Source organism: Streptococcus sp. Marseille-Q6379 (assembly GCF_965119505.1).
The window spans coordinates 531,908-553,027 of sequence record NZ_CBCPLV010000001.1 but is presented as its reverse complement, the minus strand read 5'-3'; the positions used below and the strand labels follow the sequence as shown (position 1 = coordinate 553,027).

The following is a 21,120-nucleotide window of genomic DNA, read 5'->3' as shown; positions in this document are numbered from 1 at the left end:
CAAGCATTCAAAGGAGACAAAGAGCACCAATCTAAGGAATTTTCCTATGTCACTTCTATCTTATCATCAAAGCGCAAAAAAAGCGACATCTAACCTAGAGTGTCGCTTTGTATGGATGATATACTCACAAAAAAAGAGCCTCTCGGCTCTTTTCATTTTAAATCGCAAACAAATCATTTAGGTTCTCAGCCATAGTTGGGTGAGTAAAGATTTGTTTAGCCAAATCTGTATATGGAATGTGATGATTCATAGCTAGGGTAATTAGATTGATAATTTCATGAGATTCTTGACCAAAGAGTGTCACTCCCAAGATTTCCTTAGTTTCAGGGTTTACCACAGCTTTGAAAGCACCGCGCAAGTCACCGTTAACATGACCACGAGGCATGCCAGCAACTGGAAGTTCCTTGACAGCAACTGGTCCACCTGCTGCTCTGGCTTGGTCTTCAGTAAGGCCAACCTGTGCCAAAGGTGGGTTGAGGAACATGGCAGTTGGAACTGCTCCACGTGTTTCAAGGTTATAGCTACCATCCCCTGTCAAGTAATTAAAGACAATACGGAAATCATCTAGTGAAATGTAAGTGAATTGGAGACCACCATTAACATCCCCCACCGCAAAGACACCAGGAACACTTGTTTCCAAATGTTTATTGACCTGGATACCACCACGTTCAGTCAAGGTAATATCTGTATTTTCCAAGTGAAGGGGTTCGATATTAGGCTTGCGTCCTGTCGCATAGAGGAGCGCATCAAAACGGAACTCGCCTTTGTCAGTAACAACGACAACTTCATCACCGTCATTTTTTACTTCGGAAGTTTTAACACCTTGCTCAAAGACAATGCCGTCCTCTTCCATGTATTCCTTGGCCAACTTAGCAATAGATGGCTCTACACGTGGCAAGAAGCTAGTCGCTACATCCAAGACAGTCACTTGGCTTCCCAAACGGTTATAAAGGCCAGCAAATTCAAGACCGATATTACCACCACCTAGGACACCCAGACGTTTTGGCAAGGCTTCAAGGGTTTGAATACCAGTTGAATCGTAGACATGCTCAGTTGTTGTCAAACCAGGAATAAGCAAGACATTAGATACAGCACCAGTATTGATAACAATAGTCTCAGCTGTAAGCTCTTGGCGGTCATCACCAGCTACTACTTCAATAACCTTATTCGACACAAAATGTGCCTCTGCATCAATGACATCAACGCCATTGTCTGCCAACATTTTATAATTCTTAGCATTAAGACGACCAGTCACTGCACCACGTTCCTTCATGGTGTCGTCAAATGACCAGCCCTTCTCAGCCGCAACAATCATAGTCTTGGTTGGGATACACGCAATATTAATGCAAGTACCACCATACATGGCTTTACTGCGCTCGATGACAGCAACTTTCTTACCAGCTGCATTCATCTTAGCAGCCAGAGTTTTACCGGCTTTACCGAAACCGATAACAATCAAATCATAGTTCAACATTTCTGTATCCTCCTATCTATTGCCATTCTATCATTTAATTTTTCAGACCGCACATATCTGAACTGGAAAATAAAAAGAGGTTACAGTTTTATTGTAACCCCTTTCTCATCCGTTTTTAATAGATTTCCATAAGTCCACTACCTAAGTGTTTTCTCGCAGAAATTCTAATATCATTTTATTAAATTGCTTACTCTCAATAAAGACTGCGTGACCCTGTTTGCTAAATTCATAATAGGAAGCATTTGGAATGCTATTTGCAAGTTCCCTTGTACCATCCACTCCCAGAACCAAATCTTTTTTAGCTCCCAAGACAAGAGTCGGGCAGATGATTTTATCAAGGGACTTATGGTAATCAAACTCAAGAATTGACTTGGCTAAACGGACAAATCGTTCTTGTTTTTCAACACTCACAGTCTTCAGGAATAGTTTATTAATCACATATAATTTCTTTAAAACAGGTGACGAAAATGATTTACTCATGGAATCCATATTGAGCTTATCCATATCACCATTTTCTGCCATCTCTATCCACCCTCCGATGGTTTCTCTACTGATAGCATTATTGCGAGATAATGTCAGAGCTAATACTAGCTTTTTCACCTTTTGAGGATACTTGATAGCAAACAGCTGAGCAATCATACCACCTTGTGATATGCCTATGATAGAGGCATTAGCAATATGCAACTCTTGTAAAGAATGGTAGAGGTCATCAGCCATATTTTCAATTGAAATACCTTCTTCGATATGGTTCTTTCTATCAAAAATATAGACCTTGTACTCCCTAGCGTATCGAGAAAATAGTGAGTAAATAGTGAGGTTGGACATATCACCTAATCGTTGCAAACTTAACCCCGTAATGATAATGAGAGTTTTGTTCCCCTTACCAAAAGTGATATAGTCAACGCCCTGGTCTGATAAATGATTTCTTTGAATGCTAAACATTACCTTCACTCTTTCATTGCATTATCTAAGTACTATCGTGATTCCGGTGCATCATTTGACGCCAAAATGATAGTAGTCACCAAGACAACAAAGAAAACTTGCCAAATCATAAAGGACACGAAATCCCCACCTTTGAAAATGATGTGGTAAAAAACTAAAAAAAAGAAGAGCACAGCATTTTTTCTAAAAAGTTGGTCGCAATTTTTCCAAAAAGTTTCAAAAGAAATATCGGCTCCTATCTTACGAACAAGCCTCACATGATAAATAATTTCAAGCAGGGATGCCACACCTACTGTAAATATAAGCTCGGACAATGATACATTCATTTGAAGACCAAAATAAAAGACGACAAGCTGCGAGAAAATAATTGCTGTGAAAACACGAATATGATTGGCCACGATAAAACCTCCTAATGGCAAGCATTATAGATACTCATTACTCCCCTTAATATTTCTACTCATTATAGCATAAAATAAGACCAAAATTAGAAAAAATTCATCCTTTGTGAGAACTCACCCATCAACTAGCAAAAAAATGATTCACTTCTTGTCTCAGACCACAAAAAAAGAGCCAACCAAATCATGGTGCGACTCCTCTTTGTTTATGCTAAATAATCTATTTATGCCAATTCATCAATTGATGTATATTCTCTGTTTAGACCTTTTGCAACCGGTTTGCTAGTAATATGACCTTGGTAGGTTGTAACCCCTTGACGAAGACCTTCGTCGTCGTTAATTGCCTTTCTGAATCCTTTTCCTGCAAGGGCTTCGATATAAGGCAAAGTGACATTGGTAAGGGCAATGGTTGATGTACGTGCCACAGCTCCTGGGATATTGGCAACGGCATAGTGAAGGACACCATGTGTTTCATAAACTGGCTCATCGTGAGTGGTCACGCGATCCGCAGTTTCAACAACCCCACCTTGGTCAACGGCAACGTCAACAATAACAGAACCTGGACGCATTTGTTTAACCATATCGTCAGTAACGAGTTTCGGCGCTTTTGCCCCTGGTATAAGAACTGCACCGATAACCACATCAGCATCACGAACACTCGCTTCAATATTGAGCGGATTTGACATAAGTGTTTGAATTTGGCTACCAAAGACTTCCTCAAGGACAGACAAACGTTTGGCACTGATATCAAGAATAGTCACTTGAGCCCCAAGTCCAAGGGCAATACGGGCCGCATGTGTCCCTACGACACCACCACCGATAATAGTCACTTTCCCTTTAGGAACACCAGGTACCCCACCTAGGAGAACGCCAGAACCACCCTCTTGTTTGGTCAAGAAGTGAGCACCGATTTGAACGGCCATACGTCCTGCGACTTCACTCATTGGAACTAAAAGTGGTAGGTGACCTTCTTGGCTACGTACTGTTTCATAGGCCACACCTGTTGTCTTAGCATTGACCATAGCATCTGCCAATTCTGGCGCTGCTGCCATGTGCAAGTAGGTAAAAAGTAAAAGATCCTCACGAAGGAAGCCATATTCTGCTGAAAGAGGTTCTTTCACCTTAACCACAAGCTCAGCTGCCCAGGCTTCTGCAGCAGTTGCAACAATTTTAGCACCTTGTTTTTCATAATCTGCATCAGTAAAGCCAGAGCCAAGACCGGCATTGGTTTCAATAAGAACTTCATGACCTTTAGCTACAAGGCTTTGCACACCCGCAGGCGTTAGAGCCACACGGTTTTCGTTATTTTTGATTTCTTTTGGAATACCAATTAACATACGTTTCTCCTTATTCGGAAGTTATAAGGTCAACCATCAAAAAGATGACTTGACCACTTCCTATCTATTATTTTAAGATGATAACGCTTTCATTTTATCTAAAAAGCTCAAAAATAGCAAGTGAAAAATCTTCCCTCCCTTTCTAAGTCCTGAAATCTTGCTTCTAAAATACGACAAAAGAACCCAACCAATCGGCTGGATTCTTAAGTGTAAACTAAATGATCAAAAGATTTTTTCTACTTAAGCACGTCCTCCCTTTTCAATATCAAAAGTAGTACCAATTTAAAGTCCTTAAGCTTTATTTAAAACTCTTAACAAAATAATCAAAGAGTCCTTGGTCTTTTAAGAACTTATGTCCCAAGAGAAACTCAGCATGCCACTGAACACCTATAAATGGGGCGTCAGTGAAGCTCTCAACTCCCTAACAAGTTTTTCATTACTGGTAATACCGATTAAGGGAATGGTCATTTGCCTTTCTCCTTAAAATAGTCAAGTAGGAAAAGGGCGTTTTCCACATAGTAATTAACAGCTACTGGCAAGGCCTCATCTTTCACAAGGAAATCATCATGATGCCAGTCTGGTGCATTTTCTTCACCATTAGAGCCGATAAAGGCAAAGACTCCTGGTATTTCCTTTTGATAGGCCGCAAAGTCTTCGCCCCCTGTTGATGGCAAAGTTTCAATCACTTCTGCAAAGGCCTTAGAATTTTCAAAGATGAGTGGTGTGAGTGTCTGGTCATTGTAGGTCACGTAAGGTGAATTACCCCAAGTAATGTCAACTTGAGCACCAAACTGGTCAGCTGTCGCCTGAACAACTTTTTCAAAGCGAGCAATGACATCTTCACGAACCTTAGGCTCAAAGGTACGAATCGTTCCTTCGAAAAATCCCGATGCCGGAAGGACATTCCAGGTATTTCCAACTTCGATATGAGTGACTGACAATACAGCCGATTCAAAGGGAGACACCGTCCGAGCCACAATTTGCTGTAAATTGTTGATGATGGTCGTAGTAACCAAGACCGTATCCACACCCAAATCAGGACGGGCAGCATGGGACGAAACACCTTTAACATCAACCCTAAACTGCTCCACACCTGCCATGATAGCTCCCGAACGAAGACCAATCTGACCAGGTTTCAAGTGAGGATTATTGTGATAACCGATAATAGCTGACACACCGTCAAGACCACCCGCTTCAATGACCTGATAGGCCCCTTGGAAATTTTCCTCGGCTGGTTGAAAAATCAATCGAACGGTCCCCTTAAGCTCGGCTTCTCTTTCTTTTAAAAGCTGAGCAGCTCCGAGAAGAGAGGTCTGGTGAAAATCATGACCACAAGCATGCATGGCCCCATTGTCGCTGGCATAAGGAAGTCCTGTCTTTTCCTTAATCGGTAGGGCATCAATATCAGCACGCAAAGCAATAATCGGATGACCTGACCCAATCTCAGCGATAAGTCCTGTCTTCAAGGGATAATTTAAAGGCTCAATACCTAGATTTCTCAAATAGCCTTTCAAAAAGACTGTCGTCTCGTGCTCCTCCTCAGAAACCTCTGGATGTTGGTGAATCTGATGACGTGTCTTTGCTAAATGATTATAAAATGCTTCTGTCATAATGAACCTCCCTCTCTGATTAGACTTGGTCATTGCTCCTGACTTACTTCAGTTCTCAATCGAATTGATACCATCATACCACCAGAAACAAGGATTGAGAAATTAAAAAAACTTATGGAATGCCATAAGTTTCACTTATACCCCTAGAAAAGACCGTCGTTATGGACCTTACAGTATTAAGCCTAGTGATAGGATAGACCTATCAGGAGATTGAAAGTTCCTATCATACCTTAATAATAAGAAATGACTAGCCAAGATAAGTACGTAAGATTGCTTTTTCCGCTTCGGTCAACGTTCGGTAGGAACCTACAGCTATCCCTTCATCAAGCTTAAACTCTCCAAAAGAAATACGCTTAAGATAGGTTACCTTGACGCCATAAGCCAAAAACATCTTTTTCACTTGATGAAACTTGCCTTCCGAAATCGTAATTCTAGCACAGCTCTTGTCACTCGCAGAACTTAAAACTTCCAGCTGAGCTGATTTACAAACAGTACCATCTTCAAAAACAACACCAGACTCAAAAAATGCAGGTGCATTAGGCCCAAGAACATCATTGACCTCGACATAATAAGTCTTAGCCACATGATAACGTGGGTGAAGCAGGGCAAATCCCAAGGGACCATTGTTAGTAATCAGCACCAATCCTTCCGTATCTCTATCCAATCGCCCAACAGGATAAAGCCCCTTTCGCTGATCTTCAGGCTTAATCAAATCAATGACTGTTTGGTGTTCCTTGTCCCTTCGAGCTGACACCACCCCTGACGGCTTATTCATAAGGTAGTAGACTTCTGGGGCATGCTCCAGTTCCTTACCAGAAACCGTGATGGTTTGAAGACTAGCATCCACATTAAGATTATCTTGTTCAGCCAAGACACCATCCACGTATACCTGACGGCTACGAATAAGCTTCTTGACTTGATTGCGAGAACCATAGCCCGCCTGTCCTAATAATTTATCTAAACGCATAACCCTATTGTACCACGGATAAGCTTGGTCTAGCAGACTAAAAAAGCCTACCTAACATGGTAGACTTATCCATTATTAACACTTACACATTCACGTGGAAGATATGCCCGACCAAGAAGGTTACAAGCATGGTCAAGAGTCCTACTGTCAAATTACGCAACATAGCTTGTTTAATAGGTGCTTTTCCGAGCTTAGCACTGACATAGCCAGTCAAGAGCAAAGTCAGGGCAACCACAACCACTGTTACAGGAATACGGTAAGGCTCTGGGAACAGCATGATAGCTAGTGCTGGTGGCAAGGAACCAACCGAAAAAGCAAAGAAACTAGATACGGCAGCATGCCATGGATTGGTAATTTCATCCAAGTCCACTCCATATTTTTCCTCAACCAAGACCTTAATAGGATTTTTACTGAAGGCTTGATTGACCTTGACTTCGGCTGCTGTTTCGCAATCCCCCTGACTGAGGAAGGTTTGGTACAAACTCTCTCTAGCTGCTTCAGGTGAGCGATCCAGGAGAGCTTGTTCCTTAGCGATGGCAGCTTCTTCGGTATCTTTTTGCGTTGAGACACTGACATATTCGCCACCGGCCATCGAAAAGGCACCGGCAAAAATCGCTGACAAGGCAGAAATCAAAATAAACCAGATGTTTGATGTCGCACTAGCCACACCGATAACCACTCCTGCAATGGAAATAATGCCATCATTGGCACCTAATACACCTGCTCTCAAAATATTCAAACGCTCTGCAAAATTCTTATCTTCCAATTTATTTACTCCTTATTTAGAATCATTCTAAAAAATATTATAACAGTTATTTAGAATGATTACAAATAAGAAGTTTGAAAAAGCCGAGATTCCTCTCAGCTTCTTCTCTATTTAAACTTAGGCTGGTGTTACATCCAAACTCTCACCAATAGCCGCAAGGCGTGAGACAACTTCTTCTTGGCTCAAACCATTTTCAGAGACATAACGGTTACGTGGGTGAACACGGCATTCGTGTGAGCAGCCACGGAGGTATTTGTCTTCATTTTCCTCTGAAGCAAGGATACGACGGTTACAGAATGGGTTACCACAGTTGACATAGTGTTCGCAAGGCGTGCCATCGAACCAGTCCTTACCGACAACGATAGGGTCTACATGGTTGATATCCACAGCAATACGCTCGTCAAAAACATACATCTTACCATCCCAAAGCTCCCCTTGAACTTCTGGATCTTTTCCGTAAGTTGCGATACCACCGTGCAATTGGCCAACATCTTTGTAGCCTTCACGGACCATCCAACCTGAGAACTTCTCACAGCGGACACCACCAGTACAGTACACAACCACACGCTTGTCCATGAACTCTTCCTTATGATCGCGGACCCATTGTGGCAATTCACGGAAGTTGCGAATGTCTGGACGAATGGCTCCACGGAAGTGACCAAGGTCATACTCATAGTCGTTACGTGTATCGAGGACAACAGTGTCCTCATCTAAAAGAGCATCTTTAAACTCTTTTGGTGACAAGTAAGCACCTGTAGTTTCAAGTGGATTAATGTCGCTGTCAAAGTTGTCATCCTCTAAACCAAGGTGGACGATTTCCTTCTTGTAACGAACAAACATCTTCTTGAAGGCTTGCTCTTCTTCCTCATCAATCTTGAACCAGAGGTCCTTCATCCCTGGAAGGCTGTGAACGTAGTCCATGTATTTTTGAGTGGTTTCATAGTCACCAGAAACCGTTCCATTGATTCCTTCGTCAGCGACTAGGATACGTCCTTTGAGGCCGATTGATTTACAGAAAGCCAAGTGGTCTGCCGCAAATTGCTCAGCATTTTCGATCGGAAGGTATTTATAATAAAGCAATACTCGAATAGGTTTTGCCATTGTATGTCCTCTTTCTTTATGAAATATCTATATCTGTTGTTTGATAGTCAAAGTCAACTTAACTATTATAGCGCTCTCAAAGAGGAGTAGGCAATTGATTTGTTTGGAGGAGAATTGTCACAAAAGAAAAAGGATGAGTACCAGATGCCTCAACCTGAGTTTCGTAAGATTGTTTTTCAAAAGATAGTATTACAATTTCGCAGCAGCAGCCTCATCCAAGATAAGAGTCACGTCTGGATGATGTTGCAAGACACTAGCTGGCACTTCCTCTGTTACTGGACCCTTGACCATCTTGAAAATGGCATCTGCCTTCTTGTCACCATAGGCAAACAAAATAATCTTCTTGGCAGCCATAATGGAAGCAATCCCCATCGAAATAGCCTTTGTAGGGACTTGGTCTCGACTGTCAAAGAAACGGCTATTGGCTTCAATGGTGCTGTCCGTCAAGTCGACCACATGAGTTTGACTATCAAAAGGCGTACCTGGCTCATTAAAACCAATATGCCCATTACTTCCGATACCTAAGATTTGCAGGTCAATGGCATGTTGGGACAAGATGTCATCGTAGTCCTTGGCCGCCTGTTCTAAATCTTCAGCCATGCCATCTGGTAGGAAGCTCTCTTTAAATGGCTTGGCATCAAAGAGTTGAGCTTTCATAAAGGCATGGTAGCTCTGCTCATGGTCTGGTGCTAGTCCGACGTATTCATCCAAATTAACGCTGTAAAGTTCCGAAAAATCCACGTCACTCTCAACCATCTCTTGGTAAAGGGCGATAGGTGAACTACCTGTCGCCAATCCCAATGTCTGAGCACCCGCTGCAAGGCTCTCTTTAAGAAGATCAAAGGCAACTTGGCCTCCCTCAACTTGATTTTTAACTAAAATCTTTTTCATTCTATTCACCTCGATATTGGTATATACCATTTTTCTTTATTATCTCTTTTTTAAACCTTTTTGTCAAGCGCTTTCACTCGACAAGTTTAATGACGGTCGTCCTATATCGTGCTATAATAAAAAGGCTGAACATTTTTAAACGAGGAAAGAAATGAATACAAACGATTTTGATTTTGAACTACCAGAGGAACTAATTGCCCAAACCCCATTGGAACAACGTGATGCCTCTAAACTCTTGGTCATTGATCCCGTAACCAAGGAAATGACTGACACCCACTTCGACCACATCATCGACCAGCTTAACCCTGGCGATGCCTTGGTCATGAACAATACGCGCGTGCTTCCTGCCCGTCTCTACGGTGAAAAACCTGATACACACGGTCATGTAGAATTTCTCCTTTTGAAAAATACCCAAGGTGATCAATGGGAAGTATTAGCCAAACCAGCCAAACGCCTTAAAGTAGGTGCTAAAGTCAGTTTTGGCGATGGCCGCTTGACTGCCACTGTCACTGAGGAACTAGATCACGGTGGTCGAATCGTAGAATTTAGCTACGACGGTATCTTCCTTGAGGTCTTGGAAAGTTTGGGCGAGATGCCATTGCCACCTTATATCCATGAAAAATTGGAAGACCGTGACCGTTACCAAACAGTCTATGCCAAGGAAAATGGCTCCGCCGCTGCACCAACAGCTGGTCTCCATTTCACACCTGAATTGCTTCAAAAGATTGAAGCCAAAGGCGTAAAATTGGTCTACCTCACCCTCCACGTTGGGCTGGGAACCTTCCGACCTGTTTCTGTTGAGAATGTCGACGAACATGAGATGCACTCAGAGTTTTACACCCTCAGTCAAGACGCTGCCGATACCCTTAATAGCGTCAAAGCCGCTGGAGGCCGCATCATTGCAGTAGGAACTACTTCAATACGAACACTTGAGACAATCGGCAATAAATACGATGGTCAACTCCAAGCCGACTCAGGCTGGACCAATATCTTTATCAAACCAGGCTACCAATTTACAGTCGTAGATGCCTTTTCAACCAACTTCCACCTTCCAAAATCAACCTTGGTGATGTTGGTTTCAGCCTTTGCTGGTCGTGAATTCGTCCTTGATGCCTATAAACACGCCGTCCAAGAACGCTACCGCTTCTTCAGTTTCGGAGATGCCATGTTCGTCACACGACCTGCTGAGAAATAAATATTAATTTTGAGACTTCTCTCACTGGGGAAGTCTCTTTTATTGCTCGTTAAAATCAGCAAAAATCCACCAGTTATGAACTGATGGATTATTTTGTTTCTTTCTCTGCAAACTGACTATTATACAAATCGTAATAGAAGCCTTTATCTGCAAGAAGGGATTCATGGTTCCCTTGTTCAATGATTTGACCATCTTTAAGGACCAAAATCTTGTCTGCCTCTTGGATAGTTGATAAACGGTGAGCGATGACAAAGCTTGTTCGACCCTGCATGAGAGTCTTCATAGCCTTTTGAATCAAGAGTTCCAGACGAGTATCAACCGATGAGGTTGCCTCGTCCAAAATCAAGATTTTAGGATCAGCCAAAAGCGCACGCGCAATGGTCAAAAGTTGCTTTTGTCCCAGTGAAATGTTACTTGATTCCTGGTTCATTTCCATATTGTAACCGCCTGGTAGCGTACGGATAAAGTGGTCCACATTGGCAGCCTTAGCGGCTTCAACAATTTCTTCATCAGTTGCCTCAAGATTACCAAAACGAAGATTTTCCTTGATAGTTCCTTCAAAGAGCCAAGCATCCTGAAGCACCATACCAAACTGTTTACGATAATCCTGACGTGATAAGTTACGAATATCATGACCATCAACCGAGATAGAACCAGCCGTCACATCATAGAAACGCATGAGAAGATTGATAATCGTTGATTTTCCGGCACCAGTTGGGCCGACAATAGCGACCATTTCGCCAGGATTGACTTCAAGATTAAAGTCACGAATCAAAGGTTTATCAGCCACATACTGGAAGTCTACATGCTTAAAGCTAACCTGACCGGTCAAATCTCCTTCAAGCACTTCAGTAGCATCATTAGCCTCGTCTGGTTCATCCATGAGTTGGAAAATACGGTCCAAAGAAGACTTAGCACTCTGCAATTGTCCAGCTAACTGAGTCAAGTTCTGAATAGGTTGATTAATCTGCCAAACGTACTGAACAAAGGCCTGCATATTACCAATCGTCAAGCGACCAGCCAAAACTTGCAAACCACCTAGAACAGCGACAATGAGATAGGTCAAGTCAGATAAACCATTAAGTACAGGCATCATGAGGCCTGAAATGAAATTGGCCTTAAAACCTACCTTCTGAAGATCTTCCGTTATCTCTTTAAAGTCGTCTAAAGATCGATCCTCACGGCCAAAAAGTTTAAGCACATTGAAACCAGTCAGATTTTCCTGAACAAAACCGTTAAGAGTACCTAGAGCATCAGCCTGCTGCTTAAAGTAAGGTTGAGACTTACTCATAATGAAGCGAGCACCAAAGAAAGTAATGGGAATAGTGACGACAACTATAGCTCCCAATTGAAGATTAAGGTAAAGCACTGTTCCAATAACTAAGACTAGAGTAAAGACGGCATTAACAATCTGCAAGAATGACTGCTGCAAGGCATTAGATACTGTCTCAACGTCACTAGTAAAGCGGCCCAAGAGGTCCCCAAACTGGTGCTTATCAAAGTATGACACTGAGGTACGATTGATTTTATCGGTCATCTCATTTCGCATATCTTGAACCGTTGCTTGCACAGCATTGGTCATAAAATAGTTGGAATAGTAGGCAGCCAACTCATAAATAAGACCACGCAAGAGATAAACAACTAGAACCAAACCAACATAGGATACATTGATATGGGCGCCTTCTACCCCCTTAATGATATCCAGCGTATTTTTGGTCAGCTCTGTAATAGCTAAACCAATGACTACGGGTTCAATGACACTCATGATGACACTAACAATTTTCAAGAAAATGGCTAGGTAAAGTGGGAAACGATAAGCCTGCAAGTATGACCAAAGACGGCCAAAACTTGAGGAATGATTTGGTTTCTTTTTATTATTCTTCATTTTGACCTCCTTCTAGTCTTCCGTAAGACTCTTTTGATTCAATTGTGAATTAGCAATCTCACGGTAAATCTCATTGGTTTCCATAAGCTCTTCGTGACGGCCACGACCAACGATTTCACCCTTATCCAGAACGATAATCTGGTCTGCATCCATGATAGTTCCCACACGTTGGGCTACAATCAGGACTGTCGCATCTTGAGTCACTTCTTTTAGACGGCGGCGCAAGGTCGCATCAGTCTTGTAGTCCAAGGCAGAGAAGGAATCATCAAAGATATAAAGATCAGGACGTTTAACCACCGCACGTGCAATTGACAAACGCTGCTTCTGTCCACCAGAAAGGTTGCTACCACCCTCAGCCAAGTGAGAATCATAGCGTTCTTCCTTACTTTCGATAAATTCCTTGGCTTGAGCCACATCAGTAGCTTGATTCAATTCTTCATGACTCGCATTTTCCTTACCATAACGGATATTTTCACCGATAGTCCCTGTAAAGAGTAGGGCTTTTTGTGGAATAAAGCCAATCTTACGACGAAGAGCCTTAAGATTGTAGTCACGGACATCTACACCATCAACAAGAATGCGTCCAAGTGTTACATCATAAAAGCGTGGAATCAACTGTACAAGTGATGATTTTCCTGAACCCGTTGATCCAATAAAGGCAATGGTTTCACCAGGTTTTGCCTTGAAAGAAATGTTGTGTAGGACAGGACTTTCAGTTTCACCAGGATAGGCAAAGGTAACATTGTCAAATTCCAAATATCCCTTAGTCTCGGTTTCTGTCACGCCATCTTCATTTGGATTGATAGAAATCGGCATGTCCATAATTTCCTGCAGACGTTCACTAGACACCGCCGTACGAGGATACATGGTAAAGAGATTGGCTAGGAAAAGGAAGGACAATAGTGCATGGAAGCTGTACTCAATAAAGGCAACCAAGTCACCGATTGCCAAAGTCCCAGAACCTAATGGCTCAAGAGCAAACCAAACAATTGCCACAATCATGGCTATGATGATTTGCACAAAAAGTGGCTCGGTCAAACCAGTCAATTTGAAAAGTTTGTTTGAATTATCCGCATAGACAGCATTTTCAGAAGCGAACTTCTTCTCTTGAAAATCTTCTCTAGCGAAAGCTCGGATGACACGAAGTCCAGTCAGATTTTCACGAGCATACTGGTTAATCTTGTCGAGAGTTGCCTGTTGCTTTTCAGAAAGCGGACGCGTTTTTACCGCCACATACCAGACAACTACGGCTAGGAAAGGCAAGGAGATGGCCACAATCCAAGCCAAAGATGGACTTGTCGTCAAAATCAAAAAGACACTGGAAACCATCATCAAAGGAGTGATAACCCCTAGCTTAAGAACCTGATCCGCAAACTGCATAAGCACAAAAGCATCTGATGTAATACGAGTCACCAAAGAGGATACCCCTATCTGCTCATACTCGTGGTGGGAATACTCCTGAAGCTTAGCATAAATGTCATTACGCATGACTTGCACCATAGTAGTGGTCAACTTACCAACCGCATAGGACAGAAGTATACGACCAACAATCCCAGTCAAAACTACACCAAACATGACCCAAGCATAAGCGTAAAGCTTATCAACATCACCACGGTTTATTCCCTCATCAATCATTCTGGCAAGAACCGTCGGCAAACCCAAGTTAGCAATAACAAATAAAATGGCTGCCGTAAAATTCATTGCTAGCCACTTAGGATAACGTCTGAGATAAGACCAAATGTAAGCCATAAATTTCTCCTTTTCTTTTTAGCATTTACCATGCCTTTAAGATTTTTATAGTTATTTACAACCACTAAAGCCGTAAAAGACACAGAAAAAGGGCGTGACAAGCACGCACATCACCTACATTCTAACAAATGAAAATATTAAAAGCAATAGAAAAAACCAGAGCTGATGCCCTGGTTTTCTTTATTAAGCGACTTGATATGTTCACGGATAAAAAGAGGTTCACCAAGTTCCTGCTCCAAATCTTTTAACTGACGACTGAGTGTCGGCTAAGTAATCATCAGCTTCTCAGCTGCCTTGGAGATACTCCCCTCCTCAGCAATAGTAATAAAATAACGAAGCACTCTTAACTCCATGCCATCCTCCTAATTTTCCTCATAAGATTTAAACGGTTGATTCTTCTCAGGATATCGGTCTGGTGTAATGGCGAGTCCCATTTGCTCTTTTTCGTGATATAACTCTTTCATAAGCGACCACATCATCAACACTAGTACTATAGAAAATGGAAAAGCGACAATAATGAGCGTGTTTTGTAAAGCTGTCAATCCACCAGAAAACATGAGTGCAATAGCAATCAAGGCCAGCATGACACCCCAAATCACCTTTTTACGATTACTTGGATTTAGATTGCCATCTTCAGACAACATGGCCAAAACATAGGTGGCAGAATCCGCCGAGGTCACAAAGAAGGTTAAAACTAAAATAATTGCCAGGAGTGAAAGGACACTTCCCAGAGGATATTCATTAAAAGAGGCAAAAAGAATTTCTTCTGTGGCAAAACGTATCAAATTAACCCCCGAATCTTGTAGTGAAGTAGATAAGGTACCAAAAGCAGAAAACCAGATAAAACTAAGGACTGTTGGTGCCAAAAGTACTACTGTCAAAAATTCGCGAATAGTCCGACCTTTTGAGATACGGGCAATAAAGACGCCCACAAAAGGTGACCAGGAAATCCACCATGCCCAGTAAAAAATGGTCCATTGGTTAATCCAAGCCCGCTTGGTCTCATCAAAAGCCGCCGCCCGAAAACTCATACGGAAGAAGTTTTGAAAATAAAGGCCGATAGAGTCTGTCATGGTGTCAAATATCTTAACCGTTGGCCCCAAAACTATGACTCCAGCAAGCAAGACAACAGCTAAAATCAAGTTTGTATTAGATAGGATTTTAACACCCTTTCCTAAACCTGATAAGGCAGAAATAAGAAAAAGAATTGTCGCAATGATGATAATGATGACTTGCACAAGACTATTATTAGGAATACCAAAGACATAGGAGAGACCACCATTGATTTGTGAGGCACCAAAGCCGAGCGTTGTCGCTACCCCAATCACTGTCGCAATAATGGTGATGGTATCGATAATGGTTGCTATTGGTCCGTCCGCATATTTTCCAAAAAGAGGCTTAAAGACGACTGAGAGCTGATATTTCTCCCGTTTACGAAAGCCAAAATAAGCCAAAGACAATCCCACCAGGGCATAGACCGCCCAAGCATGAAATCCCCAGTGAAAAAAAGTAAAACGAAAAGCATCTGCGAGAGCATCCGCACTGCCTATTTCTGCATTGGGCGTCGAGATAGCAAAGTGACTCAAAGGCTCTGCTGCCCCATAAAAGACCAGACCAATCCCCATTCCAGCAGAAAACATCATGGCAATCCATGACGTCGTCGAATGCTCTGGCCGACTCGTGGGATTACCCAAGCGAATCTGCCCTATCGGACTTACAATTAAAAAGACACAAAAAATTAAAATCCCCGTAACCAATAACAAGTAAAACCAGCCAACACTAGTTGTTAAGAGATTTTTTAAGTAAAAACTAATATTTTGAAACTGCTGGGGAACAAAGAGCCCTAACAAGACTAAAATAAATATGATGACGAGTGAAAGCTGAAAAACTTTTGTTATTTTAGAATACTTCACCATTTTACCTCCTTATGTGTTCTTAGTTATAAAAAGTTTTTGAGAAAACTTAAAATTCTATATGGTTTCATTGTAACACAATTGTTTAATTTACACATATAACAACCGAATACATCCAACATATTCGCACCGTATTCTTCAAATATTTGACTAATCTTTTGAGAAAGAGATCCCTTTTTCTTTTGCAATATTCTTGATTTTAGCTTTGAAACTATTAGCATTTGAAAATTTCACGACAAGACCTCCACATATGATTGTAGTTTTTCGGTTACTTTAAATAGTTGTGCATAGTGATACAACTTGGCATAATCAACAGCTCCTTTTTTAAAGTAAGCTTGAAAAGCTGGAGCAATAACTTGAATATCGACATGATAAGCTGTTCTCAAACACTCCACTAATGTTCGTTCCATATCATATACTGAGATAAACTGTCCAGCCTGTCGCTCCAGTCTAATAATACCGATTTCATGATACTTTCTAGCGACAATTGGCTTGACACCAGCTTCTTTCATTGGCCTCGTATTTGTCCCGAAAGGAAAAGTCATCACAGGCTCAAATGGAATGGTAAGGGACAGACCATGTAACCAAAGTGCTGTTTCTAAGGAATAAATTCCTTTTTGAAAACGGTACTGTAAACTAAAATAGTCATCGATATAGGTATCTGGCAGATGATAGATACCTCTTTCAATTGATTCCACTTTCCCTTTTGAGACTAATTGATTCAATTGTTGATAAGAAAAGTTAAGCTCTTCCATATCACGAAAAGTTATTACTCCATGATTATTTTTAATATAATTATAAACGGGTTTCTCTAACAAATCCATATCACCACCTCCAAAACAATATGCTAACAAATCAAGTCATTGTTAGCATATCCTTTTTTATTTCGTCGTATACGCAAAACTCAAGTTACTATCCACTCCAGATAATTTACGGAAGGTATAGTTTGGATTGCCATTGTAATTGGTTTCGGAGATAAGGAATGAGCCATTTGGGTAGAGTTTTTCGACGAAAGCCACATGTCCGTATTCTGCTGGTGTGCCATGTCCTCCTCCCGCAAAGGAAATAATAGCTCCTGCTTGTGGACTTGTCGTCAAAATCAAGAAGACACTGGAAACCATCATCAATCATTCTGGCAAGAACCGTCGACAAACCCAAGTTAGCAATAACAAATAAAATGGCCGCCGTAAAATTCATTGCTAGCCACTTAGGATAACGTCTGAGATAAGACCAAATATAAGCCATAAATTTCTCCTTTTCTTTTTAGCATTTACCATGCCTTTAAGATTTTTATAGTTATTTACAACCACTAAAGCCGTAAAAGACACAGAAAAAGGGCGTGACAAGCACGCACATTACCTACATTCTAACAAATGAAAATATTAAAAGTAATAGAAAAAACCAGAGCTTATGCCCTAGTTTTCTATCTATTTTGCTATCACTGAATTATCTGTTTTATCGCTTCATTTAGCTAATTCCTTGAAGGCATCTAAATGACGAGACAAAACATAGTTAGCCACATCGTCGACTGTGACCTGCTCTGCAACTTCTGTCTCACCTTATTCATTTTTAATTAAGGTGTCATATTCTACCAATACATACTTGGGCTTATTATTTTTTAGAATCACTGCAGTCCCCTTGCTGTCGACCATACGAGCAACTTTAGAAAAATTTTGGTTAGCTTCAGAAATGGGAACTAAATTTTCAAGATTAATCTGCATCATAATCCCCTCCCTAGATTTATCATAGCATTTTTTTAGAGAAAACCAGTAAATAGGATATATTTGTCCTAGAAAGCGATTCTAAGACAATTAAAGTACATCCTTGTTTCAAAAGTTTGCAGATTTGAACTTCGTTTTGTTATAACATACATAAATAAACATTTGTTACGATAAAACATCGAAAAACTATTTAATCTGATGATAAAAAAATAACCTCAAGTACAGTTTACATGTACATGGAGGTTAGTGCACCTTTTCGATATTAAAAAAATAATCAAGATAATCACTAATTTCATTAGAGGTATTCGCTAATGACTTTTTGATATCAATGACACCTAATAGTTCGAGATGTTCATTAAATATTTTGTTATAATCAATATTCGCTGTCAATAAAATAATTTGTGCATAAATGTTACTCCTCCTAATTTTTTTAACTTTTTTCCATAATTACAATTCTTTGTAAATGTGATAAAATAAAGAGTGTTAGTTGCTGTAGTAATCCTTATAGAATTAAAATGATTGTTAACTTTAACTTTTAACTTATATTTTTTAATATACTTTTTAACAGTTATCAACAACCAAAAGTGCCTCACAATATTGAACATACTTCACCTCCAATTCCTATTTTTATTATAGCTTGGTTATACCATTTAATTTGTCATATATCATAAACGGTTCATTTTTTGTCATTTACAGTAAAAGTATACCGATATAATAGTTTCTAGAACTGTTACGATATACCGGTTTTATGACTACTATCATTACTTAAAAGTTTCCATACTTATATGTGTACTGCATGTTAGGGAAAATTATCTGTATTTGCAAAGAAACATGGATTTTTATTTAGACGTCCTAAAAAAACAAAACAAATATATTTTCATACTGGAAAAAGACTTCAATGTCTTTTACTACAGTACTAAATATTTTAGCGAATGAGGAGTACACTAATTGTTAAATATTTTTATTTTAGAAGACGAATTTTTACAACAAACACGAATAGAGACCGTTATTAAGGATGTTATTGCCAAAAAATCTCTAAAATGTAAAGGACCTGAGATTTTTGGAAAACCTAGCCAGCTACTTGATGCGATTACCGAAAGAGGTTCTCATCAACTTTTCTTTTTAGATATTGAAATTAAAGGAGAAGAAAAAAAGGGGCTAGACATTGCGAAAGAAATTCGAAAAAAAGATCCTAATGCCACAATTGTTTTTGTAACAACACATTCAGAATTTATGCCAGTCACTTTTAAATATAGAGTTGCTGCACTAGATTTTATTGATAAAGCTTTGGATGATGAAGAGTTTTATGAACGTGTGCATTTAGCAATTGAATATACCATGGATAAAATCGGTGCCACTATTGCCCAAGATTCATTTACTTTTGAAACAGCTACGGCCCATGTTCAAGTGCCTTTTAACAATATTTTATTTTTTGAAACATCTCCAACAATACATAAAGTTATTTTGCATACTAAAGAAGAACGCATGGAGTTCTACGCCAGTATTTCAGAAGTTGAACGAGCTGATGACCGCCTATTTCGATGCCATCGTTCATTTATCGTTAATCCTGAAAATATCGTTAGGATCAATAAAGAAGATAAAATGGTAATGTTTGAAAATAATAATGAATGTCCCATTTCGCGTACGAAATATAAGGGCCTCCTAGAAAAAGTTAAATCTCTGAAAAGCTAAGGTGTTTCTATGGATATAGTTATAAATTTATTGCTGTTCTATTCTAAGATGTTAGTGGTATTGTTACTGTTTCAACAGGTTAGTAACCAACCAATCAAACCTTTGTGGTGTATTATTGGTCCATTTTTGTATGTTCTACTCCTCATCATATGTCCTCCTGTTGGGTACTTTACTTTCTTTTTTATCTTTATTGCTTATAACATATATCAAAATAAGTATGGTAGTAAAACACTTGATATTTTTTATGGCTTGTACCCCGTTATCGTTGAAAGCTTGCTAGGTAGAATGTTAGCATTCTACGTTTTCCCTCTACTAGGAGTCTCTGTCTTCAATGAAGTCAAACTAAGTTGGTATGATATCTTAATTGAATTACTGGTTTTCCCTCTTCATTTACTCATAGTAAAATCTCTTAGGTTAGATTTTAACGAAATAAAAGAAGGTTTCAAGCGTTACTATTTCAAGTATTTATTGTTACTGATCAACATCTCTATGTTTGTATATATGCTCTTAGTTTCTATACTTGTTATTTATAGAGACAAATTAGCTGATGCAGATAATTGGAGAGGACATATTAATAACTTTTATATTGTTCTGTTTTTTGTAATGCTACTCTATCTCAATGCAATTTCAAAAGAAAAACTAGAGAAGGAAATAATTGATCAAAAAGATACTCAATTAAATGAACTATCTATTTACAGCCATCATGTTGAATCACTTTATGAGGAAATTAGAAGTTTCCGTCATGACTACATTAATATTTTGACCAGTCTAAAATTAGGAATTGATAATCAAGATATTGAAGCTATTAAAACTGTTTACAATGGCGTACTTAGAGATAGTGCAAACCAATTCTATGATAGTAAGTTTGATATTGCTAAACTTAGTAATATTAAGAATGATGCTATTAAAAGTATTCTTTCCGCTAAATTACTTGAGGCACAAAATAGGGGAATTTCAATTTCTGTTGAGATTGAAGAACCTGTTAGTAATTTTAGGATAGAATTACTAGATTTCATAACTGTTCTTTCTGTCCTTTGTGATAATGCCATTGAAGCCACCATTAAAGCCACAAGTCCTAGAATGACTGTTGTTTTCATAAATAATGATGATTCATTGGTACTTATCGTTGAAAATAGTATAAAATCAGAAAAAGTGGATGTTAGTCATATTTTTGCTAGGGGGTACTCTAGTAAAGGGGAAGGAAGAGGTCTTGGGTTACATAATGTAAATAGCATATTGGAAAAATACCCTAAATCTACGATTACCACTCGTAGTGCAAATCATCTCTTTTCTCAAACTATCAGATTTTGTAAGTAATTCTCTACTTTTAACTTTAACCTCTTTAATCGACTTAGGTTTTGTATTTGAATAGTCTGTTTCTAGTATTTTTTGCTACATAGCTTAATAATTTTTGGGACCACTAGCATAGCTAGTGGTTTTCGTAAGACCAAAATAAGACAGTAACTTCAGAATAGTTACTGT

At 39.7% G+C, this 21,120-nt stretch carries 16 protein-coding genes and 4 pseudogenes; 3 read left to right on the top strand and 17 right to left on the bottom strand.

Features of this window, described 5'->3' with window-relative positions:
- Positions 1-157: 157 nt before the first annotated feature.
- The 9 genes from ACWPVZ_RS02775 to ACWPVZ_RS02735 all read right to left on the bottom strand — a co-directional run bounded on the left by ACWPVZ_RS02775 (position 158) and on the right by ACWPVZ_RS02735 (position 9,483).
- Positions 158-1,474 (bottom strand): FAD-containing oxidoreductase, encoded by a 1,317-nt coding sequence (locus tag ACWPVZ_RS02775; protein WP_454380784.1) that lies wholly within the window; start codon positions 1,472-1,474, stop codon positions 158-160.
- A 141-nt stretch (positions 1,475-1,615) separates the two neighbouring features.
- Entirely contained in the window at positions 1,616-2,416 is an 801-nt protein-coding gene (locus tag ACWPVZ_RS02770; RefSeq protein ID WP_454381492.1) for an alpha/beta fold hydrolase, read from the bottom strand.
- A gap of 32 nt (positions 2,417-2,448) precedes the next feature.
- Positions 2,449-2,814 (bottom strand): hypothetical protein, encoded by a 366-nt coding sequence (locus ACWPVZ_RS02765; RefSeq protein ID WP_073950745.1) that lies wholly within the window; start codon positions 2,812-2,814, stop codon positions 2,449-2,451.
- A 221-nt stretch (positions 2,815-3,035) separates the two neighbouring features.
- Positions 3,036-4,148, bottom strand: coding sequence for an alanine dehydrogenase (gene ald / locus ACWPVZ_RS02760; protein ID WP_454380782.1), 1,113 nt, complete (start codon positions 4,146-4,148; stop codon positions 3,036-3,038).
- Positions 4,149-4,612: 464 nt separating this feature from the next.
- Positions 4,613-5,758 carry an amidohydrolase gene (locus ACWPVZ_RS02755; RefSeq protein ID WP_454380780.1) on the bottom strand — a complete coding sequence of 382 codons (1,146 nt, stop codon included), beginning with the start codon at positions 5,756-5,758 and terminating at the stop codon, positions 4,613-4,615.
- Positions 5,759-6,005: 247 nt separating this feature from the next.
- Entirely contained in the window at positions 6,006-6,725 is a 720-nt protein-coding gene (locus ACWPVZ_RS02750; protein ID WP_454380778.1) for a 16S rRNA pseudouridine(516) synthase, read from the bottom strand.
- A gap of 82 nt (positions 6,726-6,807) precedes the next feature.
- The gene (locus ACWPVZ_RS02745) at positions 6,808-7,491 is read right to left on the bottom strand and encodes a VIT1/CCC1 transporter family protein (RefSeq protein ID WP_037599694.1); all 684 of its coding nucleotides are present in this window, start codon (positions 7,489-7,491) and stop codon (positions 6,808-6,810) included.
- A 117-nt stretch (positions 7,492-7,608) separates the two neighbouring features.
- Positions 7,609-8,592, bottom strand: coding sequence for an oxygen-dependent tRNA uridine(34) hydroxylase TrhO (gene trhO / locus ACWPVZ_RS02740; RefSeq protein WP_454380776.1), 984 nt, complete (start codon positions 8,590-8,592; stop codon positions 7,609-7,611).
- A gap of 189 nt (positions 8,593-8,781) precedes the next feature.
- Positions 8,782-9,483 (bottom strand): glucosamine-6-phosphate deaminase, encoded by a 702-nt coding sequence (locus ACWPVZ_RS02735; protein ID WP_454380774.1) that lies wholly within the window; start codon positions 9,481-9,483, stop codon positions 8,782-8,784.
- Between the two features lie 151 nt (positions 9,484-9,634).
- Here ACWPVZ_RS02735 and queA point away from each other — a divergent pair, with 151 nt between their 5' ends.
- Positions 9,635-10,678, top strand: coding sequence for a tRNA preQ1(34) S-adenosylmethionine ribosyltransferase-isomerase QueA (gene queA / locus ACWPVZ_RS02730; protein WP_060973333.1), 1,044 nt, complete (start codon positions 9,635-9,637; stop codon positions 10,676-10,678).
- A gap of 88 nt (positions 10,679-10,766) precedes the next feature.
- Here the strand turns inward: queA and ACWPVZ_RS02725 are convergent, their stop codons facing one another.
- The 8 genes and pseudogenes from ACWPVZ_RS02725 to ACWPVZ_RS02690 all read right to left on the bottom strand — a co-directional run bounded on the left by ACWPVZ_RS02725 (position 10,767) and on the right by ACWPVZ_RS02690 (position 17,946).
- Positions 10,767-12,563, bottom strand: a complete 1,797-nt coding sequence (locus tag ACWPVZ_RS02725; protein ID WP_454380771.1) for an ABC transporter ATP-binding protein — start codon at positions 12,561-12,563, stop codon at positions 10,767-10,769.
- Between the two features lie 12 nt (positions 12,564-12,575).
- Positions 12,576-14,312, bottom strand: a complete 1,737-nt coding sequence (locus tag ACWPVZ_RS02720) for an ABC transporter ATP-binding protein (protein ID WP_254734985.1) — start codon at positions 14,310-14,312, stop codon at positions 12,576-12,578.
- Between the two features lie 197 nt (positions 14,313-14,509).
- A pseudogene (locus tag ACWPVZ_RS02715) lies at positions 14,510-14,665 on the bottom strand (LysR family transcriptional regulator); the annotation flags it as partial.
- 9 nt (positions 14,666-14,674) lie between these two features.
- Positions 14,675-16,228 carry a BCCT family transporter gene (locus ACWPVZ_RS02710; RefSeq protein ID WP_454380769.1) on the bottom strand — a complete coding sequence of 518 codons (1,554 nt, stop codon included), beginning with the start codon at positions 16,226-16,228 and terminating at the stop codon, positions 14,675-14,677.
- Between the two features lie 165 nt (positions 16,229-16,393).
- Positions 16,394-16,459 (bottom strand): annotated as a pseudogene (locus ACWPVZ_RS02705) (nucleotidyl transferase AbiEii/AbiGii toxin family protein); the annotation flags it as partial.
- Positions 16,456-17,049, bottom strand: a complete 594-nt coding sequence (locus tag ACWPVZ_RS02700; RefSeq protein ID WP_454380767.1) for a type IV toxin-antitoxin system AbiEi family antitoxin domain-containing protein — start codon at positions 17,047-17,049, stop codon at positions 16,456-16,458. The pseudogene ACWPVZ_RS02705 and the gene ACWPVZ_RS02700, both read right to left, overlap by 4 nt.
- A gap of 57 nt (positions 17,050-17,106) precedes the next feature.
- Positions 17,107-17,316, bottom strand: a pseudogene (locus ACWPVZ_RS02695) (CHAP domain-containing protein); the annotation flags it as partial.
- A gap of 372 nt (positions 17,317-17,688) precedes the next feature.
- Positions 17,689-17,946: pseudogene (locus ACWPVZ_RS02690) on the bottom strand (type II toxin-antitoxin system Phd/YefM family antitoxin).
- A 948-nt stretch (positions 17,947-18,894) separates the two neighbouring features.
- On the opposite strand from ACWPVZ_RS02690, the gene ACWPVZ_RS02685 reads away from it, so the two are divergent.
- Together ACWPVZ_RS02685 and ACWPVZ_RS02680 are read left to right on the top strand one after the other, a co-directional pair.
- Positions 18,895-19,638, top strand: coding sequence for a response regulator transcription factor (locus ACWPVZ_RS02685; RefSeq protein WP_060972488.1), 744 nt, complete (start codon positions 18,895-18,897; stop codon positions 19,636-19,638).
- 9 nt (positions 19,639-19,647) lie between these two features.
- Positions 19,648-20,955, top strand: coding sequence for a sensor histidine kinase (locus tag ACWPVZ_RS02680; RefSeq protein WP_454380764.1), 1,308 nt, complete (start codon positions 19,648-19,650; stop codon positions 20,953-20,955).
- Positions 20,956-21,120: the final 165 nt, after the last annotated feature.

Excerpts from the sequence above, each read along its gene's own strand:
- ACWPVZ_RS02775 (WP_454380784.1), bottom strand. The coding sequence starts at position 1,474 with ATGTTGAACTATGATTTGATTGTTATCGGTTTCGGTAAAGCCGGTAAA.
- ACWPVZ_RS02770 (WP_454381492.1), bottom strand. The coding sequence starts at position 2,416 with ATGTTTAGCATTCAAAGAAATCATTTATCAGACCAGGGCGTTGACTAT.
- ald (WP_454380782.1), bottom strand. The coding sequence starts at position 4,148 with ATGTTAATTGGTATTCCAAAAGAAATCAAAAATAACGAAAACCGTGTG.
- ACWPVZ_RS02755 (WP_454380780.1), bottom strand. The coding sequence starts at position 5,758 with ATGACAGAAGCATTTTATAATCATTTAGCAAAGACACGTCATCAGATT.
- ACWPVZ_RS02750 (WP_454380778.1), bottom strand. The coding sequence starts at position 6,725 with ATGCGTTTAGATAAATTATTAGGACAGGCGGGCTATGGTTCTCGCAAT.
- trhO (WP_454380776.1), bottom strand. The coding sequence starts at position 8,592 with ATGGCAAAACCTATTCGAGTATTGCTTTATTATAAATACCTTCCGATC.
- ACWPVZ_RS02735 (WP_454380774.1), bottom strand. The coding sequence starts at position 9,483 with ATGAAAAAGATTTTAGTTAAAAATCAAGTTGAGGGAGGCCAAGTTGCC.
- queA (WP_060973333.1), top strand. The coding sequence starts at position 9,635 with ATGAATACAAACGATTTTGATTTTGAACTACCAGAGGAACTAATTGCC.
- ACWPVZ_RS02725 (WP_454380771.1), bottom strand. The coding sequence starts at position 12,563 with ATGAAGAATAATAAAAAGAAACCAAATCATTCCTCAAGTTTTGGCCGT.
- ACWPVZ_RS02720 (WP_254734985.1), bottom strand. The coding sequence starts at position 14,312 with ATGGCTTACATTTGGTCTTATCTCAGACGTTATCCTAAGTGGCTAGCA.
- ACWPVZ_RS02710 (WP_454380769.1), bottom strand. The coding sequence starts at position 16,228 with ATGGTGAAGTATTCTAAAATAACAAAAGTTTTTCAGCTTTCACTCGTC.
- ACWPVZ_RS02700 (WP_454380767.1), bottom strand. The coding sequence starts at position 17,049 with ATGGATTTGTTAGAGAAACCCGTTTATAATTATATTAAAAATAATCAT.
- ACWPVZ_RS02680 (WP_454380764.1), top strand. The coding sequence starts at position 19,648 with ATGGATATAGTTATAAATTTATTGCTGTTCTATTCTAAGATGTTAGTG.